Below are 19,193 nucleotides of genomic sequence, written 5' to 3' on the forward strand. Positions count from 1 at the left end.
CCGAAAAAGCCTGAGTCGGGTTCCTGAAACGGAGGCGATGGCGCATGACCAGCCGGTGCCGGTCGTTCGAGCCGCGAGTGGCGCGGCGTGAATCTTTAAAAATATCAAGATATTATATAGCTATATATATTATTGCTGCGGCCATTTTCTGCGCTTCGGCGCCAGCCCGGGCCGCCGTAACGGGCGTGACCTGCACGATCACCGCACCGGACGACCTGGGAAAGGGATACAACGCCGGCCAGAAGATCACCCTGCATGCCGCCTGGACAGGCGACACCCCGCCGTTCGGCGCGACGTTCAAGACCGGCGGCTCCGGGATCGGAACCGTGAACACGTCGGAGACGCAGGCGGATTTCACGCTTTCGGCCGCCGCGCTCGGCGAGGGAGACAACAATTTCACGGTTTCCGTGATCGAGACGGCCGTGCCGAACTCGCCGGGATCGCCCGATGCTCCGGCCAACCGGCCGGTGAGGATCGACCGGACGGCGCCCGTTCTGACGCTTTCCGTCGTGTCGGGCGCGGTCGTGTCGCCCCAGGCGGGGCACAACGAGGTCGTGGTGCAGTTGTCGAGCGGCGAAGCCCTCGGTGAGACTCCGAAATTTTCGATTTTGCCGGGAGCGTGGGGCTCGCCGGTTCCCGAAACGCCGGAAACGGCTCCCTATACGAGCGGTCGATACAAGATCACCGTTCCCGCCGGCACGACTCCAGGCGTCTATACGATTCGCGTCTCCGGAAAAGACGCGACCGAGCCGGCCGCGACGCGAAACGAGGGTTCGGCGCAGACGGCGTTCACGGTCGACGCTGCCGCGGATGGGATCGTCGAGATCAACACGAGCGTGCCCGTCTCGCCGAGCCGCTCCGAATCGCTGACGCTCCAGGGGACACTGCCCGTCGAGTCTCAGCCCCAGAAGATCGAGGTGCTGGACGGTTCGACGGTTGTCGGAACCGCGCAACTCGCCGCCGGCGCCGACACCTGGTCCGTCGCGCTCGCCCCGGTCGCGGAAGGCACGCACCAATACACGGCCCGCCGGGTCGATCCGCTCGGCAACGTGTCGGCCCCCGGAGCGCCGTTCACGGTGGTCGTCGACCGGACGGCGCCCGGGCGGCCCGTCATCGATTCCCCGAAAACCCCGGTGAACACCACGCATGTTCGCATCACCGGTCGCGGTGCGACGGACGCCCCGCACGACAGCGGCCCCGTGAAGATCACGCTCCGCCGCGAAAGCACGCTCATCGGCTCGGGAACCGCGAACGCCGACGGAACCTTCACGATCGATAACGTGAAGCTCGAGCCGGGCTCGAACCTCATCCTGGCGCAGGCCGCCGACACCACCTGGGACTCCTCCGGTTCGAGCGCCGGCAACTCGAGCGAGTTTTCGGCCGCCGTCACGATCGTGCTCGACCAGACCGCTCCCGTGGTTGTGCCGGGCGGCGTGGTCGTTTCTTCCCCCGCGCTGGCCGTTGCGCCGGTCGTTTCCCCCGGCATCGACCTGATGCAATCGAACGTGCAGGATACTCCTCCGGAGCTTGCGGCAGGCGGCGTCGCGGCTGATTCCCGGCAGGGCGGCGTTCCCCCTTCCCGGTTCATCCCGCCGCTTCCCGGGGATGGCGCCGACCATCGACTCCTTCTGCCGCTTGCCGCGATTTCAGACCGTTCGCCCGACCGGGTGAGCGTGTGGCTGAGCTACAGGCGTTTCGACGAATCGCCCACGACCTCGCACCTGTGCGCGCTCACGCTCGGCGGGCGGGGTTTCGAAACCTCGCTGCCGGCTCCCGGATCGGGGCTGTTTTACAGGTTTCAGCTGGTCGATCCCGCCGGGAACGTCTCGTGGCTTCCCGCGACGGGCGAGTTCTGCCATCGGCCGGTCCGATCGGAACTCCTCCGGTGCGTGGAACAGGCCCGGGCGTGGGAGATGTCAACGGAGGCGGACGAGTGGCCGGTATCCGCCCTCGGGCTCCCTCCCCGGGAACGCCTGGCGGCGTATCGTGCCGTCGAGGCGCCGGCGACGCTGCAGTCCGCCATCGCCGCCCTCATCGATGCTCTTCCGGAGGCGACGAAACCTCGCCTGATGCTTCCGGCGGCCGGCGCGTCGGTCGTCGGCGATGCCTCGTGGAAAGCGGATCTCGAGGCGGTGAAATGCGGGAACGCCGACGACCTGCCCGCGGCCAGGGCGGAACTCCTGATACGGGACATTCTCGACGGGAATATATCAGACGATATGTTGCCTTCGCCCGAAGACGTCGCCGGTTCCGGCGCGGCAAAGCGGATTGCGGAGGCGATCCGGTTTAGGCGCCTTCATGGGCCGGCAGCAGGAGACTGAAACTGTCCCGCCGGTGAAAATCGGGCTCCGGCCCCGTGTGCGACAGAGCCCAGTAGGTCGTCGTCCCGTTCCGCATCAGGATGACAGCGGTGAGGCCGATCGAGACGGGGTGCCGGTCGCGGACCAGGCTCGAAATCTCGAGCTCGAGCGAAAGGCTGAAACGTTCTGAGGTCCGCTCCGTCGCAAACGGAAGTTCCCGCAGGAGCGGCTCGTTCCGCATGCCTTTTCTGTACCCGTCGAACCGATACGCGTTCCAGTGGTGCGAAGGCGAGAGGTTGAACTCGAGGTAGGCGTCGGAATCGGGGATTCCCAGGAACATCTCGAAGCACGTCGCCTCCCAGAGCTTGTCGCGCCGTTCGGGAGCGCCGACGGGCGGGGCGATGTCGATATCGCCGACGTTGCCGGTCACCTCGAAGCGGACCGCCAGAGCTTCGGACTGACGCAAAACGGTGCCGGATACCGAGATTCCCGACGTCCCCGCGCTTCCGGGAAACGGCGCGAGGCGGAAGGGGCGCGTCGGTGTCGTCATGCGCAGGAACGGACGATCTCGGCGATCTCGCCCAGCTGCTCCTCGACGCTCTCGCAGAGCCGGAACTGGACGAGAGCGCGATGCAGGTTGTGGCCGGGATAGGTCGCCTTGAAATATATATCGCCATGTATATGATCTGTCAGGAATCGCAGGCCGAGCTCGAACGCGATCAGCCGCGCGGAGTCGGCGATGAACGCCACGTCGTCGTCGGTCAGAAAGCGGCGCGCCTCGCCGAGATACCCCCGGAGGATCTCGCGGGCCATCGCCGTGTCGAACCGCACCAGTTCCCAGTCTTCGGTTTCTTCGCCGAGCGGGTTGCAGCCGGACCGCAGGCAGTCGCCGATGTCGTACTGCACGAGGCCGGGCTTGACCGTGTCGAGGTCGATCATGCTCACCGCCCGGCCGCTCGTCTCGTCCAGCATGATGTTGTTCACCTTGGGATCGCCGTGGATCGGCCGCAGGGACAACCTGCCGCCGGCCCTGGCCTTTTCGAGAACTCCGGCGAATTCGCGCCGCGTCTCGACGAACCGGACCGCGTGGGAGAAGCCGGCGAAATCCATGCGCCGCCCCGTCGCGAGGGCCTTGTCGAACTGGTCCAGGTAGCGGGGCGTGACGTGGAACCCTTCGAGCGTGTCGGAAAGGTCGGCGCAGGGCAGGTCGCTGACGAGCGCATGAAAGATTCCGAGGGCCGTTCCGATCTCGCGGGCGTGTTCCGGGGTCTTCAGAATGTCGTGGGCGACGGCGTGTCCGACGAAGCTCAGCGCGCGCCAGCACGCCCCCTCCTCGTCAAAAAACGCGTCTTCGCCGCGCAGGGTCGGGACGATTTCGGGAACGACCCAGCGGCGGTTCGCGGAAAGCGGCTCGGCCTCGAGCCTGCGTGCTGCGTGGGCGGTGAAGACGCGGATATTTTTCATGACCAGGTCGGGCCTGGGAAACACATGCGAGTTGATCCGCTGAAGGATGAACCGCTCCGTCTCGGGAGCGCCGCAGACGACGAGGAAGGTGCGGTTGATGTTGCCGGCGCCGTAGGGACGGACATCGGCGATCGTATCGGCAGGGCGGAACTTGCCGGCGATGCGGAAAAGATCGTTCATGGTCACGAGGGGCTCCCGCGTTTCGAGGATTGGCCCGGAACGGTCCAGGCGAGACGGACGTCGCGGCGGCGGATGCCGCGCAGAAGCCAGAGAAGCGAGCCCGAGGCCAGGCTCAGGCGCCACGGGGGAGCCGTGACGATATTGCTCACGCCTCGGGCCTCGTTGAGCGAGATCGTTTCGTCTCTCAGCGGCCAGCGAACGCCGTCCGAAACGATGCCCGCCACCGCCGGCGCGAGAGCCAGAAGCGCCGCCGGCGTTCCGGCGGGCAGGTCGATCTCGAGCGAGCCGGGGCCCATCACGCCGCCGCAGCCGTCCGGCAGATCGAACGTGAAGAGGCCCTTGCCGGTCTGGCCGCCCAGCACGAGCAGGTTGGCGAGCGACATGTCGGTGCGCCCTCCGGTCATGCCGACGAGATGCACCTCGTCTTCCGGCGCGCTGTCCAGGACGTTCAGGGCCAGCTCGAAATCGGTCGCGTCCTTGTCGGCCGGTGAGCGGTGGAAGAGGGCGCCGGCGGCCTCGTGAAACGCCGAGGCTTCGGGGGTGATCGAGTCGCCGTCGCCGACGACGGTCCGAGCAGCCACGTTCCACGAACGCAGGACGTTCCCGCCGCCGTCCACCGCTACGACATCGTCCCACGGGCCTTCCGGCATGCCGGTGGTGCCCGCATCGCGAGCCTGGTGAGCCCGGGGGTCGTCCGGTCCGCCGAGAACGACGAGGTGGCGGCGAAAAGGTGAAGAGTTCGACATGCCTTCATCACTACCATTTGAAAACCTCGGTCGGCAATGCCCGGGTGCGTGAAATATTCAGGAGGAAAGGGGGGAATTCATTGATGAGGGGGGGAGAATCTGGTAATATGCGGCTCGGTAAGATATTCGAGCGGGAGGGTAGAATGGTTTTCCATGTTTCGACGGTCGAGGGATGTCAGGTCATCGCTGTCCCCGACGATATTACGGGCGACCACGGGATGGAGCTGGCGGCCGCGATCAGGCAGCAGCTCGAGGCCGACCACAAAATCATCATCCTCGACTTCAAGAAGGCTGCGATCATCGACAGCATGGGCATCAGCGGCATCGTCGCGAACGTCTCCCTGCTCAAGACCAAGGGCGGAAAGCTCATCCTCGCCGGCTGCAACCCGACGATCAAGAAGGTGTTCCAGCTCGTCGGCTTCGAACGGCATTTCCCGATCGTGGAAACGGTCGCGGACGCCGTCAGGCTTCCGAAGTAGTGGATATATAACGATATGTATGCATTGAAAGGGTTTTCCGATTCCGATTTCGACATTCTTCGCAGGTATCTGACCCACCGGGAAGCCGCCAAAAACGAGGTCATCATCAAGATGGACTCGCCGGCGGACCGCCTGTTCATCGTGGAGACGGGCGCCGTCAAGATCGTACAGCGGCCGACGATCGACTCGGCTGACGACGTGACGCTCGGCGTCATCAAGGACGGCGGCTTCTTCGGCGAAGAGGCGCTGCTCCGGGAAAACCAGATCTACATGAGCACCGCGGTCGCCGTCGAACACTCCCTGCTCCTGGTCATGAACCGGGAGGGCCTCCAGAAGCTCATGGTCGAGTCGATCTCGGTCGGAACGAAGCTGCTTCTCGCTCTGTCGCGAACCTACCGCGAGGCGCTCTCGACGCCCGACATCATGGGCAAGGTGATCACCTTCTACGCGCCGAAGGGCGGCATGGGCTGCACCACGCTCGCCGTGAACACCGCCGTTCTTCTCGCGCGAACGGGGAAGCGCGTCGTCTTCCTCGACTGGGACATGCAGTTCGGCAACGCGAGCCTGTTCGTCGGCGCTCCCGCGGCTCTGAACGTCGGCCGGCTGATCCAGAAGGAGGAGCGGCTGGTCTACGACCGGATCAAGGGGTTCATGACGCGGCGTCACGAGATCGATTTCCTGTTCTGCCCCGAACTCCCCCAGGAAGCGGAAATCATCTCTCGGACGGCGCTCAACCAGATTCTTCTGGTGCTCGGCAAACAGTATGATTACGTCGTCATCGACACGCGCGCCGAGATCGACGACCAGACTCTCCTCGCCTGGGACATGGCAGACCTCATCGTCCTGGCCACCCTCGGCGATATTGCCGGCATCACGCGCATGCACCGCCTTTTCCGGGTCATGAGCCGCCTGAACTATCACAGGGACAAGTTTGCCGTCCTGGTCAACAAGTATCGGGAGGGCCAGCAGGCGTTTCTGGACGAGTTCAGGAAGCTTTCGGTCGGTTACGTCGATACGGTTGCGTTCGACCTGGCCGGCGTGCCCGAGGCCGAACTGGCGGGCCTGCCGCTCGTGGAGCGCTCCCCCGACTCGCCAGCCGGCGCCGACATCGCGCGGTTCGTCAGTCAGCTGACCGGCGACGAACATGTCGCCAAGTCGCGAAAGGGCGGCATCTTCTCCCGTCTCAAGTCGCTGTTCACCTGAGACCCGCCGCCAAGCTGTATGCCCGAGGTGGCGCGCCCTGCCGACGGTCCCGCAATCATCGCCCTCGAGCGGGAGCTTTTCCCCTCGGTCGACGTGTTCAAGCCGGCGCAGATCGGTCGTCTTCTCCGTTCCCCGACGTGCAGATGCCTCGTGGTTCGTGCTGACGACGGGACGATCCGCGCCGAGATCGTCGGCCTGCTCCGCCGCTTCCGGGGCGCGCCGTCCGGCCGGATCTACAAGATCGCCGTCCATCGAAGTCTCCAGGGAACCGGCGCCGCCGGGCTTCTTCTTGCCGCCATGGAAGAACTCTTCCGCCGGGAAGGAATGCGGGCGGTCTGCGCCGAGGCCCGCGTGGGAAACGCCGCCTCGATCCGCTTCTTCGAAAAGCACGGCTACCGGTCGACGAAGCTCCTGCCGCGGTATTACCCCGACGGAGAGGACGGCCGAAAACTTTGGAAAGTGCTCGATATATAAATATCGAGATATAAATTCGCGTCCGCGGGGTTTCGCGGGCGCCTCGATGAGGGGAAAACGTGAAATTCCATTTTCATCCGCTGGTCATGATTTTTTCGATGGTCCTGGTTGTTGCCGTTCTGACCTGGGTGATTCCGGGCGGAGAGTATCAGCGGCAGGTCGTCAACGGAAAGACCCTCGTCATGCCGAATTCGTTCAAGACGATCGAGGGGCGTCCGCAAGGGCTGGGAGCGGTCATGACCGCTCCGGTCAAGGGGTTCACCAAGGCCTCGGAGATCATCGTGTTCCTGTTCGTGATCGGCGGGGCCTTCATGGTGATCCAGAAGACCGGCGCCATCAATGCCTGCCTCGAGCGGGTAGCCGAGATCTTCGCCCGGCGGCCGGCCCTGCAGAAATTCTTCATCCCGGTGACGATGACCCTGTTCTCTCTCGGCGGCTCCATCTTCGGCATGTGCGAAGAGACCATGCCCTTCATCCTGATCTTCATTCCGCTCGCCATCTCCCTGGGATACGATTCCCTGGTCGGAACCGCCATTCCCTTTCTCGGGGCGGCGGCGGGATTCGCCGGCTCCACCCTCAATCCGTTCACCGTCGGCGTTGCGCTCAAAATCTGCGAAATGCCGTACGACACGGGGCTGGGGTATCGGGTCTTCATCTGGCTGGTGAGCACGATCGGGGTGGTGGGATTCGTGATGTGGTATGGGGCACGCATCAGGCGGGATCCGACGCTCAGCCCGGTGTACGAGCTCGATCGCGCGAGGCAGACCTCCGCCGCGGCAACGGGAGCCGCCGGGGAAATCCCCTCCGGTGTCACCCGCGCCCATCTTCTGGTCATGGCCTCGTTCGTCCTGACGATGGTCGCCCTGGTCGTGGGAATCCTCAAATACGAGTGGTTCATCGTCGAGATCGCCGGACTGTTTTTCGCGCTCGGCATTCTGTCCGGGCTGATCAGCGGCATGTCGCCCTCCGCCATCGCCGACGCCTTCAAGGAAGGGGCCCGGGACATGGTCGGCGTGGCCCTGATCATCGCTACGGCCAAATCCCTGCTGGTCATCGCCGAGGACGGCAAGATCATCGACACCATGCTGTTCCACATGGGGAACGCGATTTCGGGCCTGCCGAAGATTCTCGCTGCCCAGGGAATGTTCATCACCCAGGGCATTCTGAACTTCTTCATTCACTCAGGAAGCGGGCAGGCGGCCTTGACGATGCCGGTGATGGGGCCTCTCGCCGACGTCCTGCAGATGACGCGATTCACGGCCGTCCTCGCCTTCCAGTTCGGGGAAGGCTGGATCAATCCCATTCTTCCGACGTCGGGCGTGACGATGGGCATCCTGGGCCTGGCGGGAATCCCCTACGAGACCTGGTTGCGATGGCTGATTCCCCTTCAGATCGTCTTTTTCGTCATCGCCCTCCTGCTGCTGATTCCCCCGGTGGTGTTCAACTGGTGAAACGGTCGGCAGGCGCCATGCGGGAGGTCCGTCTCCGCGGCTTCTGGGCCTCGCCGACGGCGTTCACGATCGAGGAGATGGCGCTCGACATCGACCGGCAACCGATATCCGCTGCCGCTTCCCCCGAGGTTTCGGACGCTCTCGATCTTCTCCGGGCACGCGAAACCCGCTTCCGCCCGCCCCGTCCGACGAAGGGAGTCCCGACGTCGGGAAAGTCCGGAAATGGCCCTGACGGTCGAAAAAAACAGGAGAGAAAGCCATGATCACGGTTATCAGGAACGGAGAGGTCCATGCGCCCCGGTATCTTGGACGGAAAGACATCCTCGTCGGGGGAGGGAAGATTCTCGGCGTGGCCGATTCCTGCTCCTTCCCGAAGGACGTGGATTTCCTCGAGACGATCGATGCCGAAGGGAAGCTGGTCGTTCCCGGATTCATCGATTCCCACGTCCATATCTGCGGCGGGGGCGGAGAAGGCGGGTTCAAGACCCGGACGCCGGAGATCGGGCTCACGGACATGACCTGCGCCGGCGTGACAACCGTCGTCGGCTGTCTCGGCACCGACGGGATCGCCCGCTCGATGAAGAGCCTCGTCGCCAAGGCCCGCGCCCTCGAGGAGGAAGGGGTGACCGCCTTCATTTACACGGGGTCATACCAGGTTCCCGTGCGAACCATCTGCGGGAGCATCGAAGACGATCTCATCCTGATCGACAAAGTGATCGGGGTGGGTGAGATCGCGATGTCGGACCATCGCTCGTCCCAGCCGACCGTCTCCGAGATCGCGAAGATCGCGGCCGCGGCGAGAGTCGGAGGTCTTCTGGCGGGCAAGGCGGGGATCGTGAACATTCACCTGGGCGACGGCAAGCGGATGTTGAGCTTTTTGGAAGAGATCGCGGCAACGACGGAAATTCCGTTGTCCCAGTTCGTCCCGACCCATATCGGCCGCAACCCCGAGCTGTTCAGGAGCGGGATCGAATACGCCCGCAGAGGCGGCTATGTCGATTTCACCACAAGCACAACGAAGGAATTCCTGGACGAGGGGGAAATCAAGTGCAGCCGGGCCCTCGGAACCATCCTCGCCGAGGGGGTTCCGCCCGATCGGATCACCTTCTCCTCCGACGGGCAGGGAAGCCTGCCGCTGTTCGGGCCAGACGGGAAACTGCGGGGGCTGACGGTCGGCACCTGCGCCTCGCTGTTCCCGGAAGTTCGGGATGCCGTGGTTCAGGAAGGAGTCGATCTTTCGACAGCTCTGCGAGTGATCACGTCAAATCCGGCCGAGATCCTGAAACTGCGCGGCAAGGGCTGTATCAAGGCCGGGAACGATGCCGATCTCGTCCTGCTTCGGAAGGATGACCTCGCGATCGATACCGTCATGGCCAACGGCCGGGTGATGGTTCGCGACGGGAAAGCCGTGGTGCACGGGACCTTCATCTCCTGATCGGAGTCACCCTCGATGCGAGCATTGCCGTCAGGCACCCTTCCCCGGAGTCACCAGCCGAAGAATCGCCAGAGTGCCGCCAGGGTGCCCAGAATCCACGGTAGGAACAGGAAAATTCCACAACCGGCAACGACCTCCGCCAGCGGATCCTCGCCCGCTTCGAGGTGATTTCGATACCAGATTGCGGTCGACACCGAGATTCATCTCTGTTGCCGGCTCCATCACTCGGGAAGGTCGGGATTGATCCGTTTCCACCAGATTCCATGATAGGAAGGCTTGCGAAACTCGACGAGAAACAGCACGACGGACAGGAGAAGCCCGCCGGCAAACACCGGCGGCCAGCTGATCCAGTCCATGACCGCGGCCCCGGCGGCCGCAAGAAAACAAAACGTCCACAGAAGTTCCGAGCGCCGGGCAATTCGGAACACGTTGCAGAAAAAGAAAAAATTGCCGACGACGAAGCCGGGGATCAGCGCGAACCAGGATCCCGACCCGGCCATCGCCGCCGTCGCGGAAATCCCTGCCGCCAGGACGAGCGCGTCAGAGAGCGATATCCGGAACCCGGGCTGGAAACCGGCCTGGAAACCGGCCTCAGGTTGCGCCATCGAACGGGCCCTGTCTATTCCCAGCGGACCTGCACGGACGGGAGCTTGCCGAGGGATTCCTGCATCTTTTCGGGCGAGAAGCCGGCGTCGGCGAGGTTCCCGGCGATCATGTCGGCGTACGAGCCCAGGTCGAAGAAACCGTGGCCGCTGAGGCAGAACAGGATCGTCATCGGCTTCTCGGTGTCCTTGCACGAGAGGGCCATGTCGATCGCGGCCTTGACGGCGTGAGCGCTCTCGGGAGCCGGGATGATGCCCTCGTGGTGGGCGAACGTCTTGGCGGCCTCGAAGATGGCCAACTGCTCGAGTGCCTTCGCCTCGATCAGCCCCTCGCTGTAGAGGTGCGACACCAGCGGCGAGACCCCGTGGTAGCGCAGGCCGCCGGCATGGAGCTGGGACGGCATGAACGAGTGGCCGAGCGTATACATCATCAGGAGCGGCGTGAGGCCGGCCACGTCGCCGCGATCGTAGCGGAACTCGCCCTTGGTCAGGGTGGGGCAGGAGGTCGGCTCGACCGCGATCGCGCGCACGTTCTTTCCCGCCGTGAACTTGTCGTGCAGGAAGGGGAAGGCGATGCCGCCGAAGTTGCTGCCGCCGCCGCAGCAGGCGATGACGACGTCGGGGTATTCCTTCATGTCCATCATCTGCTGGCGGGCCTCGATGCCGATCACGCTCTGGTGCATCAGCACGTGGTTCATGACCGAGCCGAGCGCGTAGTTCGTGTCGTCGCGGCCGGTCGCGTCCTCGACCGCCTCGGAAATCGCGATGCCGAGGCTGCCGGGACAGTCGGGGTCGACGCCGAGTTCGGCGCGGCCCGCGTTCGTCATCTCGGAGGGACTCGGATACACGTTCGCGCCCCACATCTCCATCGCGACCTTGCGGTACGGCTTCTGGGCGACGCTCGAACGGACCATGTAGACGGCCACGTCGAGGCCGAAGATCGAGCCCGCGTGCGCCAGCGACGTTCCCCACTGGCCCGCGCCCGACTCGGTGGCGAGGCGCTTCATGCCGGCCTGCTTGTTGTAATACGCCTGAGGAACGGCCGTGTTCGACTTGTGGCTGCCGGCCGGCGAAACGCCCTCATACTTGAAGAAAATCTTCGCAGGGGTGCCGAGCGCCTGTTCGAGTCTGCGCGCGCGCCGAAGCGGGGTGGGGCGCCACATCGAGAGGATGTCCCGGACCTCTTCGGGAATCGCGATCAGCGGCTCTTTCGATGCCTCCTGTTCGATCAGGGACGGCGGGAACATCGGCGCCAGGTCCTGCGGCGTGACCGGCTGATGCGTCGCGGGATGCAGGGGAACGGCCGGCGGCTTCGGCATATCCGGAACGATATTGTACCAGTGGGTCGGAACTCCGTTCGAACCGATGAGCTTGTCGAATTCGGCCATATGCTTCCTCTCGAGTGATGGGATTTCCTTTGTTCTAGCATAGATCCGACCCTTGCCGCAAACAAAAGAACCCGAGAAAAGAAAACGCCGCGGGGTGTCCGCGGCGCGATTGGAGGCAACGAATGAACGATCCGATTCCTCAGGCAGAGGTATCGAGTTTGGAAGTCCCGGCGGCCGTTTCCGGCTGCTCGGCGTTGAAGTCGAAGCGGCTGAACACCGAGGTCGTCTTCACGGTGGCGAGGTAATACCCGATCGGGAACTTGCCGTTCGGCATGTTGGGAAGGATCGGATACGGGGTGTCGGGGGCGGCGGGCTTCTGGATGGCCGGAGAGGCGTTCAGCTCCGCGGGCTTCGCGACCGCCGGGGTGTCCGCGACTGCGGCGGGCTGTTCTGCCGGCTTGGCCCCGCCGGACTTCGCGTCGTGGAGCGTTTCACTATAGCGACGAATATACTCGAGGAAGCTGTCGATGAACTTCCGGTAGATGTCTTCGCGGATTCCAAGCCCCTTCTGGGGGCCGACGGCCAGCTTGATCTCCGGAGAGGCGGCCTCGGCGGGTTCCGCGGTTTCGGGAACGGCGGGCGCCGTTTCTGCTTCACCGGCTTCTCCCGCGGCGTCGCCGCGGATCGCGCTGACGCCCTTGAAGAACGCCTTCGCCTGGGCCTGCATCCGGGCCTTGATCTCGTCGAAGGCCCCGCCCGCTTCGCCGTAGGTCTGCTCGAGCTCGTCGAAGAATTCGCCCGATTCCTTCAGGAAATTTTCGAGCGCGTCGGGGGAAAGTTCGGCGAGGCCGTTGACCGCGTCGAAGAACTCGTTCGCCGTCTCGTTCGAAACGTTCAGGGCCGCATCGGTTCCCTTCATGAAGTTTCCGATGGCGTCGATCTCGAGCGAAAAATTGCCCCGGAAGGTCTCGGCGACGGTGCCCGTCGTCTCGATGAACTTATCCTGGCCGCTCTGGCCCATGCGGGTCTGCACTTTCTGGGAAAGCTGGTAGAAGAGATCGAAGTGATACGAGATGCGCAGCCCGTCGGGTTTCGCCTGCCCGGCCTCATCCGTCGCTTCGGCGCTCTCGGCGGCCGGTGCGGATCCTTCGTAGATGTCGGAAACCGGGGGAGCGGCCGGAGGGGTGATTCCGGCTTCGGCGGGGCGGGGATCTCCCTGCGAAAGAGACTCTTCGAGTTGTTTGAGCAGTTCCTGGGGTGTCGGAAAACGCGATGAAATCTGCATATATGCCCTCCCTGGCTCAATGCTCGCCGAAAAATCCCTATTTCGGCTTTTCTGATTCTGTACATATCATCGGCATTTCCTGATGGATTGCTTACGGCAACGTGGAGGAAATGATCGATGTTTGATCCGATGAAACGACATTTGGTTGAATTTGCATATCTGAATGGCCATTTTTCTGAAAATATCTCTTGTTATCGACAGGTGAGACAGAAAAACATCCCGCCCTTCGGAATGCGAAGAGCGGGATGCGAGGACGAACGGGGGTTACTGCGCGGGTTGGAGTGTTTTCTGGTAGGCGTTCTGCGCTTCGTCGTATTTCGCCTTGGCGGCGTCGATACCGGTTTTGTCGGCCGGGTCGGCGGTCATCACGTTCAGATACGCCTTGTACGAGTCGATCATCGTCTGGTAAGCCGCGTCGGTAGCGGCGGCGCGCTTTGACCGGGCGATCGAATCGGCGTCGTTGCCCTTGGCGCCGGTCTGGGCGGCATGGGCGGTCGGAGACGGCCTGGACGCGTTCGCGCTGATGCGGCCGAGTTTGTCGACCATGAAGCTGATTTCCTCGGAAATGCTCTTCGCGGTCATCTTCTGGCTTTCGGTGCCGGCGAGCGGCAGCGTCGACTCGGCGGCCGGGCCGGACATCTTCACCCGCTGTTCCTTCGTGACGCGGTCGAGCTTTTCCCGGTCGACCCCGTGGGCGAGGGCGAACGCCTCGAGTTCGATCTTCACGTCGTTGAGAATCGCCATGATCTCGGTATGGATACCCCTGGAAGACTTCTCGGCGGCAGTGAGGGCGTTGTTCGACATCACCATGTACTTGCGCGCTTCGATCAACTCCTTGCTCAGCTTGGCGCCGGACAGGTTGATGTCGTGAAGGGTGACGTCGTCCGCGTCTTTGCCGGAGGCGCCGAGGGCGTCGCCGATCGTCTTCTGGACGCGCTCGAGGCTGGCCGTGGTCATCGCGGCGTTGTCGAGCGTGAGCCGGCAGGCGGTCTGGGCCTGGGCGGCTTCCTGGTTCAGACGCTGGGCGACCCGGTTCGCCCCGTCGCGGAACAGCTGGACCTCGCCGCCGGCGACGATGCCGGTCAGCTCTGCCGAGGTGGCGCGCGCATGCTGGCCGATGCGGCCGGCGACGTTATAGCCGCGGCTCGCGAGGCTCTGCACGTCGCGGGACATCGCAAGGGACTTGTCGACCTGGCTCTGGACCTGGCTGACCGGGGTGGAAATGCTGTTGGTGACGAACTTCGTGACGTTCAGAAGCTCGTTGCTGAGGCCGGTGACGCCGTCCTTGGTCGTGCCGGTGCTGATGCCGAGCGGCCCGAGCAGAAGCTGGAGCATGTTCGACATCTTGGAACCGATCGATTTGACGAGGTTCGCCGACTGCTTGGTGGTGTTGATGATCACGCTGACGGCCGCGGCGAGCGAGGCGATCGTGGCTGCCATGGCCAGAATCTGCGGCCCGTACGTGATGAGCAGGGAAACGCCGACCGCGATCTCGCCGACGAACGGATTGATGGCAGGCACGCCGGTCGGGGCCTTCGGCGTCGCTGTGACCGGAACGACCTCGCCGGCCGGAACGACTTCCGCGGCCGGAACGACCTCGCGCACCGGCACCACTTCCCCGGCGGGGGCCGGAACGACCTCGGCGGCGACCAGTTGGGCGGCGAAGGTGAACAGCAGGATCCAGCTCCAGAGACGGATGGAGCGTCTGTGCATCATGGCGGACCTCCCTGGAAGAATATGCGTGAAAAGCAGGACGGTATTTTGAAATTATACGTCCTGTCGCCGGGGAGGTGTCAACAAAACATCCGCATATGATTGCGCAGGGACAGGTTTCAAGCCTGCCCCTGCGGAAACCGCGATCAAATGGGTGAAAACTTAATACGAATTTGCGGCGCGGCCCGAGGCGAGATGGCGCTTGGACCCCTTCTTTGCCAGGCCGCCGGCGCCCTGGACGCCGGAGAGGTTGCCGTACCAGGTGTATGTCTGCGCGCCCGGGTTCAGCCCCGCATACATGTCGGGCCGGCCGTCGCCGTCGGCGTCGACGTAGATTTTGTCGGAAACGCCGTCGTAGTTCAGATCGTATTCCCACTGGTCGATGCGCCCGTCGAAGTTCCGGTCATACTGGTAATCGTCGATCATGCCGTCGAAGTTCCGGTCGGTCGCCCAGTAGTCGCCGCGCCCGTCTCCGTTGCGGTCGGCGACGATCAGATCGACGCGCCCGTCCGCGTTCCGGTCGTACCGGCCCGTGTTCGAGTTGTACTGGGTGAACCCGAACGCCGCGTCGGAACTCGTCGCCTCGGTCGGCGAGACTTCGAACCGCGCGTTGTCGGAGACGGTTCTGACGTTCTGCGCCGCGAAAGCCGCGCTTGCCAGAACGAGCAGGCCGAAGACGAACATGTGTGTTGAACGCATGACTGCACCTCCATGTAATGAACGCAAGGCAGAAATGTATAAGGATTGCCTGGTTTGGCAAGGAGATTTTTTCGTGGTACAGAAAACCGCGCCCGATTCTGCTTCGGACGCGGTTTTTGGAAAAGGCCGTCAGGCGCGTTTTTTCTTTCGGGAAGCCTCGAGCTTGTCCTTGAACAGCGTCCAGAGCCGCTGCACCTTCACCGCCGTCTTCAACCCCGCAGCCTTGATCCGGAAGAGCGGTCCCTCAAACGTCTTCGCGACGTCCGGCAGAAGGTCCGGGATCGGAAGCGACTGGGGGCACTTCTTCAGGCAGGCGCCGCATCGCACGCACTGGGAGGCGAGCGCCGGCTTCCCGAGCGCCCCGCTCATGCGGATCAGGTAGAACCCTGCCGCGCTCCGGTCCTGGAACAGGTGAAAATTGTTGTAGGCGTCAAAACAGCCGGGAATGTCGACGCCGGCGGGGCAGGGAAGACAATACTGGCAGCCCGTGCAGCCCACTTTCATCAGCCTGCGGTAGGCCGTGGCGGCTTCGCCGGCGAGGGAAAGCTCATCGGCGCTCAGCGAGCCGGGCAGGGCCGCTTCCGCGATTCGCACGTTCTCTTCGAGATGCTCGGGGAGGGTCATGCCGGACAGCACGACCGTGACTTCCGGTCTGTTCCAGACCCAGCGAAGCGCCCACTCGGCCGGACTGCGCTTCACGGCGGCGCGGTTCCAGACCGCCTGTATCTCGGAGGGCGGCGTGCGGGCGAGATTTCCCCCGCGCAGGGGCTCCATGATGACGACGCCGAGCCCTTTGGACGCGGCATACTCGAGCCCGGCCGTTCCGGCCTGGTTCTGCTCGTCGAGAATGTTGTACTGGATCTGGCAGAAATCCCAGTTCCAGGCATCGACGATCGGTTTGAAGCCTTCGCGGGAGCCGTGATACGAAAAACCCGCGAACCTGATCCGGCCGTCGCGCTTCGCCTTCTCGAGAAACTCGATGACGCCGGCCGCGCGCGCACGGGCCCAGGTGTCGGCGTTCAGGCTGTGGACGAGGTAGTAGTCGATGACGTCCGTCTGCAGATTCGCGAGCTGGGAGGAAAAGACGGCCTCCATGTCCCGTTTCGTGCTGGTCTGCCAGTGGGGGAGCTTCGTCGCGATCTTCACCTTCGAGCGCTTGCCGTCCCGCGCGAGCGCTCGTCCGAGGAACGGCTCGCTCGCCCCCATGTGGTAGGGAACCGCGGTGTCGAAGTAGGTGACGCCGCGCTCGAGAGCCATATCCACGAGCTTCAGCGCCGCCTGCTCGTCGATGCCTCGGTTCGCCGTGGGCAGCCGCATGCAGCCGAATCCCAGGATCGACAACGGTTCCTTCGTTTTCGGCATGGTTCTGTACAGCATGATGTTCGACCTCCGTCGGAGCGATCTGAGACCCCGTCAGGGGGTCCCGATGGAATATATATAGATAATAATACTATGAAACGCGATCTGGAACAGAACGCCTGGCAGCAGGCTGTCCGTGCGCCGGAACAGGGCTGCCGACATCATGCCGGTCGCCGCCGCGGGAGCCATGAACGCCGAAGGCCACAAAAGGGCCGAACCGGCTCCGCCCGCTGCGACGGCGGTAAGCCGGCCGTATCCGCTCCCGGCCAGGGCTTGGCAGAGGAAGCCCCGGAAGAACGTCTCCTGGACGACGGGAACCGCGACGAAAAAGAGGAAAAACGGAAGAGCCGCGTTTGTCGGGGAGCCGAAGAGCGCCTCGATGACGGTTCTGGCGGTTTCGGCGGCCGCGATGCCGTCCGGCCAGAATTGCCTGAGCCAGAGGGAGGCCCCGCCGCCGAAAAGGCAGCCGGCCGCGACGCCGGCGAGGGCGGCGGCCGGTCCGCACCGGCGCCAGCCGATGGCGTGCGCGGGCGCGGGGAACCGGCTGCGGGCATACTCGTAACAGAGATACGCCAGCACGGCCGTTCCGATGAGAAGGGAGAACAGCCAAGGCCAGAGCCCCTGCGCTTCCGGGGGAACGACGAGGCCCGCGATCGTCAGGATGAATCGTCTGATGCCGAGAAGGATGCCGATGCCCAGGACGGCGTCGGCGACGGCGAAGCGGGGCTGACGGAGGCCGTCCGGGTCGAGACGCCGGGCCATCGCGGCCGACGCCTTCAGGTGCAGCGACGAGGCCAGCAGAAGGAAGACGGCGAGGTTGAGGAGCGAGTCCGGCGACAGGTCCTTCGATGCGACGAGAAGACCGACCGCGAGCGGCGTGAGCAGTTTCGCCGTGAAATGCGACCGCTGCTGCAGGATTTTACCCTCGTAGCGTGCGTAGATGGCTGACATCGAGATCGTCACCCAGATCAGCGGCGGAGTGACGAAAAACGTCCAGGCGGCGATCCGGACGATCGACAGCGCCGGGATGACGAGATATATACCAATAGCTATGGCAGATGGGATGAAACAGCAGACGGCGAGCCAGCTCCAGAAAAACGTTTTGAGGGCGATGATCCGGCCCGGCGAGACCGGCAGCGTTTCGAGCAGGGAAACGGCCATGCCTTCGCTTCCGATCGAATTGAGGGGGCCGAACATCGAAAAATACATCAATGCCGCGGCGATGATGTTGAGGCCGTGCGCTTCGGGATTCGTCGAAAGCACGTTCCTGAACACCAACAACTGCATGATGATGATCGAGACCGGCAGCAGCAGGGAATTCGTCAGGATGTTCCAGTCGCTTCGGAGCAGGACCGACTCCTTGCGCAGGAGCCCCGTGAGGAAGTGACGGGAGGTCCTGATGTCGCGGCGTCGGCCCGGATGGACCCAGGTAAGCCAGTTCAGCCGGACGGCGAGATGGAACAGGCCGGCGCCCGCGGCCATGGTGCCGGCCCACAGGAGCTGGAGCGCGGGGAACGACGGGCTGGAAAAACCGTCGAGGAGCGAATCGGTCAGCCAGCGGAACGGCGCGATCACCGTGCCGGCGATGCCGCGCCAGGACTCCATCGCGGCGAGAAACGCCGTCGCCGACTCGACCGGCGCGGAGGAGACGATGAGGAACGGAACCAGGCCGACGAAGGCGCACAGGTATCCCATCAGCGAGAACATGTTCTGGATCGCCGCCGGCCGGAAGAACCGCTGCATCGCGGCCCCGATCAGCGTGACGGCGAGACCGGAAACGAGCTCGATCTCTATATATAATAATATACATAGGGCGAGCCACCCGGGCGAGAAACGACCGGGCCAGGCGAGACCGAGAAAACCGCTGAACAGGATGATGAAACCGATCCAGTCGGTGACGATCCGTTCGTAGAGTTTCGCGGCGAGAAGAGCTCCGGGAGCGGCGGGAAGCGTCGACAGGAACGGGCCGTCGGTGCTCATCTGGCCGACATTCAGCGTGTGGCCCATCAAAAGATCGCTCGTGAAGACGATCAGGAGCGCATAGGCGACGATCGCCGAGAGCAGTTGCCTGGCCGGCTCCGCGAAAAAAAGCATGCCGAGCGACCGGGTCATGGAGGCGGCTTCCCGGGCGGCGAACACGGACCACACGAGGCCGAACAGGGCGATCAGCGCCAGGCTCCAGAAGCCCCGCTTCGCCCGCAGGGTGTTCCAGATCACCCGCGTCTTCATGCCGATGAGCGCCCATGCGGCAGACAGGTGCGACACGCGTCCGTTCATGCAGACAGTATACTCTTTGCGCGTCGCTCGTCGAGTTTTGGTTGTCCTCTTTCAGGGCAAGGTTTGAGAACGAATCCGCGCGATCTGCGGATTGGTTCTTTATGGGGCAGAGGCTTTCGTGATGTCCTGGGGAACCCTCTGTGCTACTCGTCTTGTATGTTCAGTTGGGGGTGTTAACGTAGATGTTGAATTTGGGTG

The 19,193-nt window shown here is 63.8% G+C and carries 17 protein-coding genes; 7 read left to right on the top strand and 10 right to left on the bottom strand.

The features are described 5' to 3' along the window. Positions 1-44: 44 nt before the first annotated feature. Positions 45-2,321 carry a hypothetical protein gene (locus tag PLU72_18045; GenBank protein ID HOT30084.1) on the top strand — a complete coding sequence of 759 codons (2,277 nt, stop codon included), beginning with the start codon at positions 45-47 and terminating at the stop codon, positions 2,319-2,321. Here the strand turns inward: PLU72_18045 and PLU72_18050 are convergent. The 3 genes from PLU72_18050 to PLU72_18060 are packed head-to-tail and all read right to left on the bottom strand — an operon-like array spanning position 2,287 to position 4,690. Further along, the gene (locus PLU72_18050) at positions 2,287-2,850 is read right to left on the bottom strand and encodes a DOMON-like domain-containing protein (protein ID HOT30085.1); all 564 of its coding nucleotides are present in this window, start codon (positions 2,848-2,850) and stop codon (positions 2,287-2,289) included. The two genes, PLU72_18045 and PLU72_18050, sit on opposite strands and share 35 nt — an antisense overlap. Beyond that, on the bottom strand, positions 2,847-3,944 hold the full coding sequence (locus tag PLU72_18055; protein HOT30086.1) for an aminoglycoside phosphotransferase family protein: 1,098 nt from the start codon (positions 3,942-3,944) through the stop codon (positions 2,847-2,849). Before PLU72_18055 ends, PLU72_18050 begins: the two co-directional genes overlap by 4 nt. 2 nt (positions 3,945-3,946) lie before the next feature. Further along, a complete protein-coding gene (locus PLU72_18060) occupies positions 3,947-4,690 on the bottom strand; it encodes a thiamine diphosphokinase (protein ID HOT30087.1) in 744 nt (247 codons plus the stop codon). Between the two features lie 143 nt (positions 4,691-4,833). Here PLU72_18060 and PLU72_18065 point away from each other — a divergent pair, with 143 nt between their 5' ends. The 6 genes from PLU72_18065 to iadA are packed head-to-tail and all read left to right on the top strand — an operon-like array spanning position 4,834 to position 9,732. Further along, on the top strand, positions 4,834-5,169 hold the full coding sequence (locus PLU72_18065) for an STAS domain-containing protein (GenBank protein ID HOT30088.1): 336 nt from the start codon (positions 4,834-4,836) through the stop codon (positions 5,167-5,169). A 15-nt stretch (positions 5,170-5,184) separates the two neighbouring features. Continuing rightward, positions 5,185-6,372: a cyclic nucleotide-binding domain-containing protein gene (locus PLU72_18070; protein ID HOT30089.1), complete on the top strand. Its 1,188-nt coding sequence runs from the start codon at positions 5,185-5,187 to the stop codon at positions 6,370-6,372. 27 nt (positions 6,373-6,399) lie between these two features. Further along, positions 6,400-6,846, top strand: a complete 447-nt coding sequence (locus PLU72_18075) for an N-acetyltransferase (protein HOT30090.1) — start codon at positions 6,400-6,402, stop codon at positions 6,844-6,846. Between the two features lie 59 nt (positions 6,847-6,905). Continuing rightward, positions 6,906-8,297: a YfcC family protein gene (locus PLU72_18080; GenBank protein ID HOT30091.1), complete on the top strand. Its 1,392-nt coding sequence runs from the start codon at positions 6,906-6,908 to the stop codon at positions 8,295-8,297. After that, entirely contained in the window at positions 8,294-8,560 is a 267-nt protein-coding gene (locus PLU72_18085) for a hypothetical protein (protein HOT30092.1), read from the top strand. The genes PLU72_18080 and PLU72_18085 overlap by 4 nt, the downstream gene beginning before the upstream one ends. Continuing rightward, entirely contained in the window at positions 8,557-9,732 is a 1,176-nt protein-coding gene (iadA, locus tag PLU72_18090; protein ID HOT30093.1) for a beta-aspartyl-peptidase, read from the top strand. The genes PLU72_18085 and iadA overlap by 4 nt, the downstream gene beginning before the upstream one ends. Positions 9,733-9,953: 221 nt before the next feature. On the opposite strand, the gene PLU72_18095 is transcribed toward iadA, so the two are convergent. The 7 genes from PLU72_18095 to PLU72_18125 all read right to left on the bottom strand — a co-directional run bounded on the left by PLU72_18095 (position 9,954) and on the right by PLU72_18125 (position 18,995). Further along, positions 9,954-10,337, bottom strand: coding sequence for a hypothetical protein (locus PLU72_18095; protein HOT30094.1), 384 nt, complete (start codon positions 10,335-10,337; stop codon positions 9,954-9,956). Positions 10,338-10,351: 14 nt separating this feature from the next. After that, positions 10,352-11,722 carry a TrpB-like pyridoxal phosphate-dependent enzyme gene (locus tag PLU72_18100; protein HOT30095.1) on the bottom strand — a complete coding sequence of 457 codons (1,371 nt, stop codon included), beginning with the start codon at positions 11,720-11,722 and terminating at the stop codon, positions 10,352-10,354. Between the two features lie 139 nt (positions 11,723-11,861). Continuing rightward, complete coding sequence (locus tag PLU72_18105; protein HOT30096.1) at positions 11,862-12,947, bottom strand: hypothetical protein; 1,086 nt, start codon at positions 12,945-12,947, stop codon at positions 11,862-11,864. 264 nt (positions 12,948-13,211) lie between these two features. Further along, on the bottom strand, positions 13,212-14,663 hold the full coding sequence (locus tag PLU72_18110) for a hypothetical protein (protein HOT30097.1): 1,452 nt from the start codon (positions 14,661-14,663) through the stop codon (positions 13,212-13,214). A gap of 159 nt (positions 14,664-14,822) precedes the next feature. Next, complete coding sequence (locus PLU72_18115; protein ID HOT30098.1) at positions 14,823-15,359, bottom strand: hypothetical protein; 537 nt, start codon at positions 15,357-15,359, stop codon at positions 14,823-14,825. A gap of 129 nt (positions 15,360-15,488) precedes the next feature. Continuing rightward, positions 15,489-16,736 carry an aldo/keto reductase gene (locus PLU72_18120; GenBank protein ID HOT30099.1) on the bottom strand — a complete coding sequence of 416 codons (1,248 nt, stop codon included), beginning with the start codon at positions 16,734-16,736 and terminating at the stop codon, positions 15,489-15,491. A 36-nt stretch (positions 16,737-16,772) separates the two neighbouring features. Further along, positions 16,773-18,995 (bottom strand): CPBP family glutamic-type intramembrane protease, encoded by a 2,223-nt coding sequence (locus PLU72_18125; GenBank protein ID HOT30100.1) that lies wholly within the window; start codon positions 18,993-18,995, stop codon positions 16,773-16,775. Positions 18,996-19,193: the final 198 nt, after the last annotated feature.

This window comes from Candidatus Ozemobacteraceae bacterium, from assembly GCA_035373905.1.
In the GTDB taxonomy this organism is placed as follows: domain Bacteria; phylum Muiribacteriota; class Ozemobacteria; order Ozemobacterales; family Ozemobacteraceae; genus MWAR01.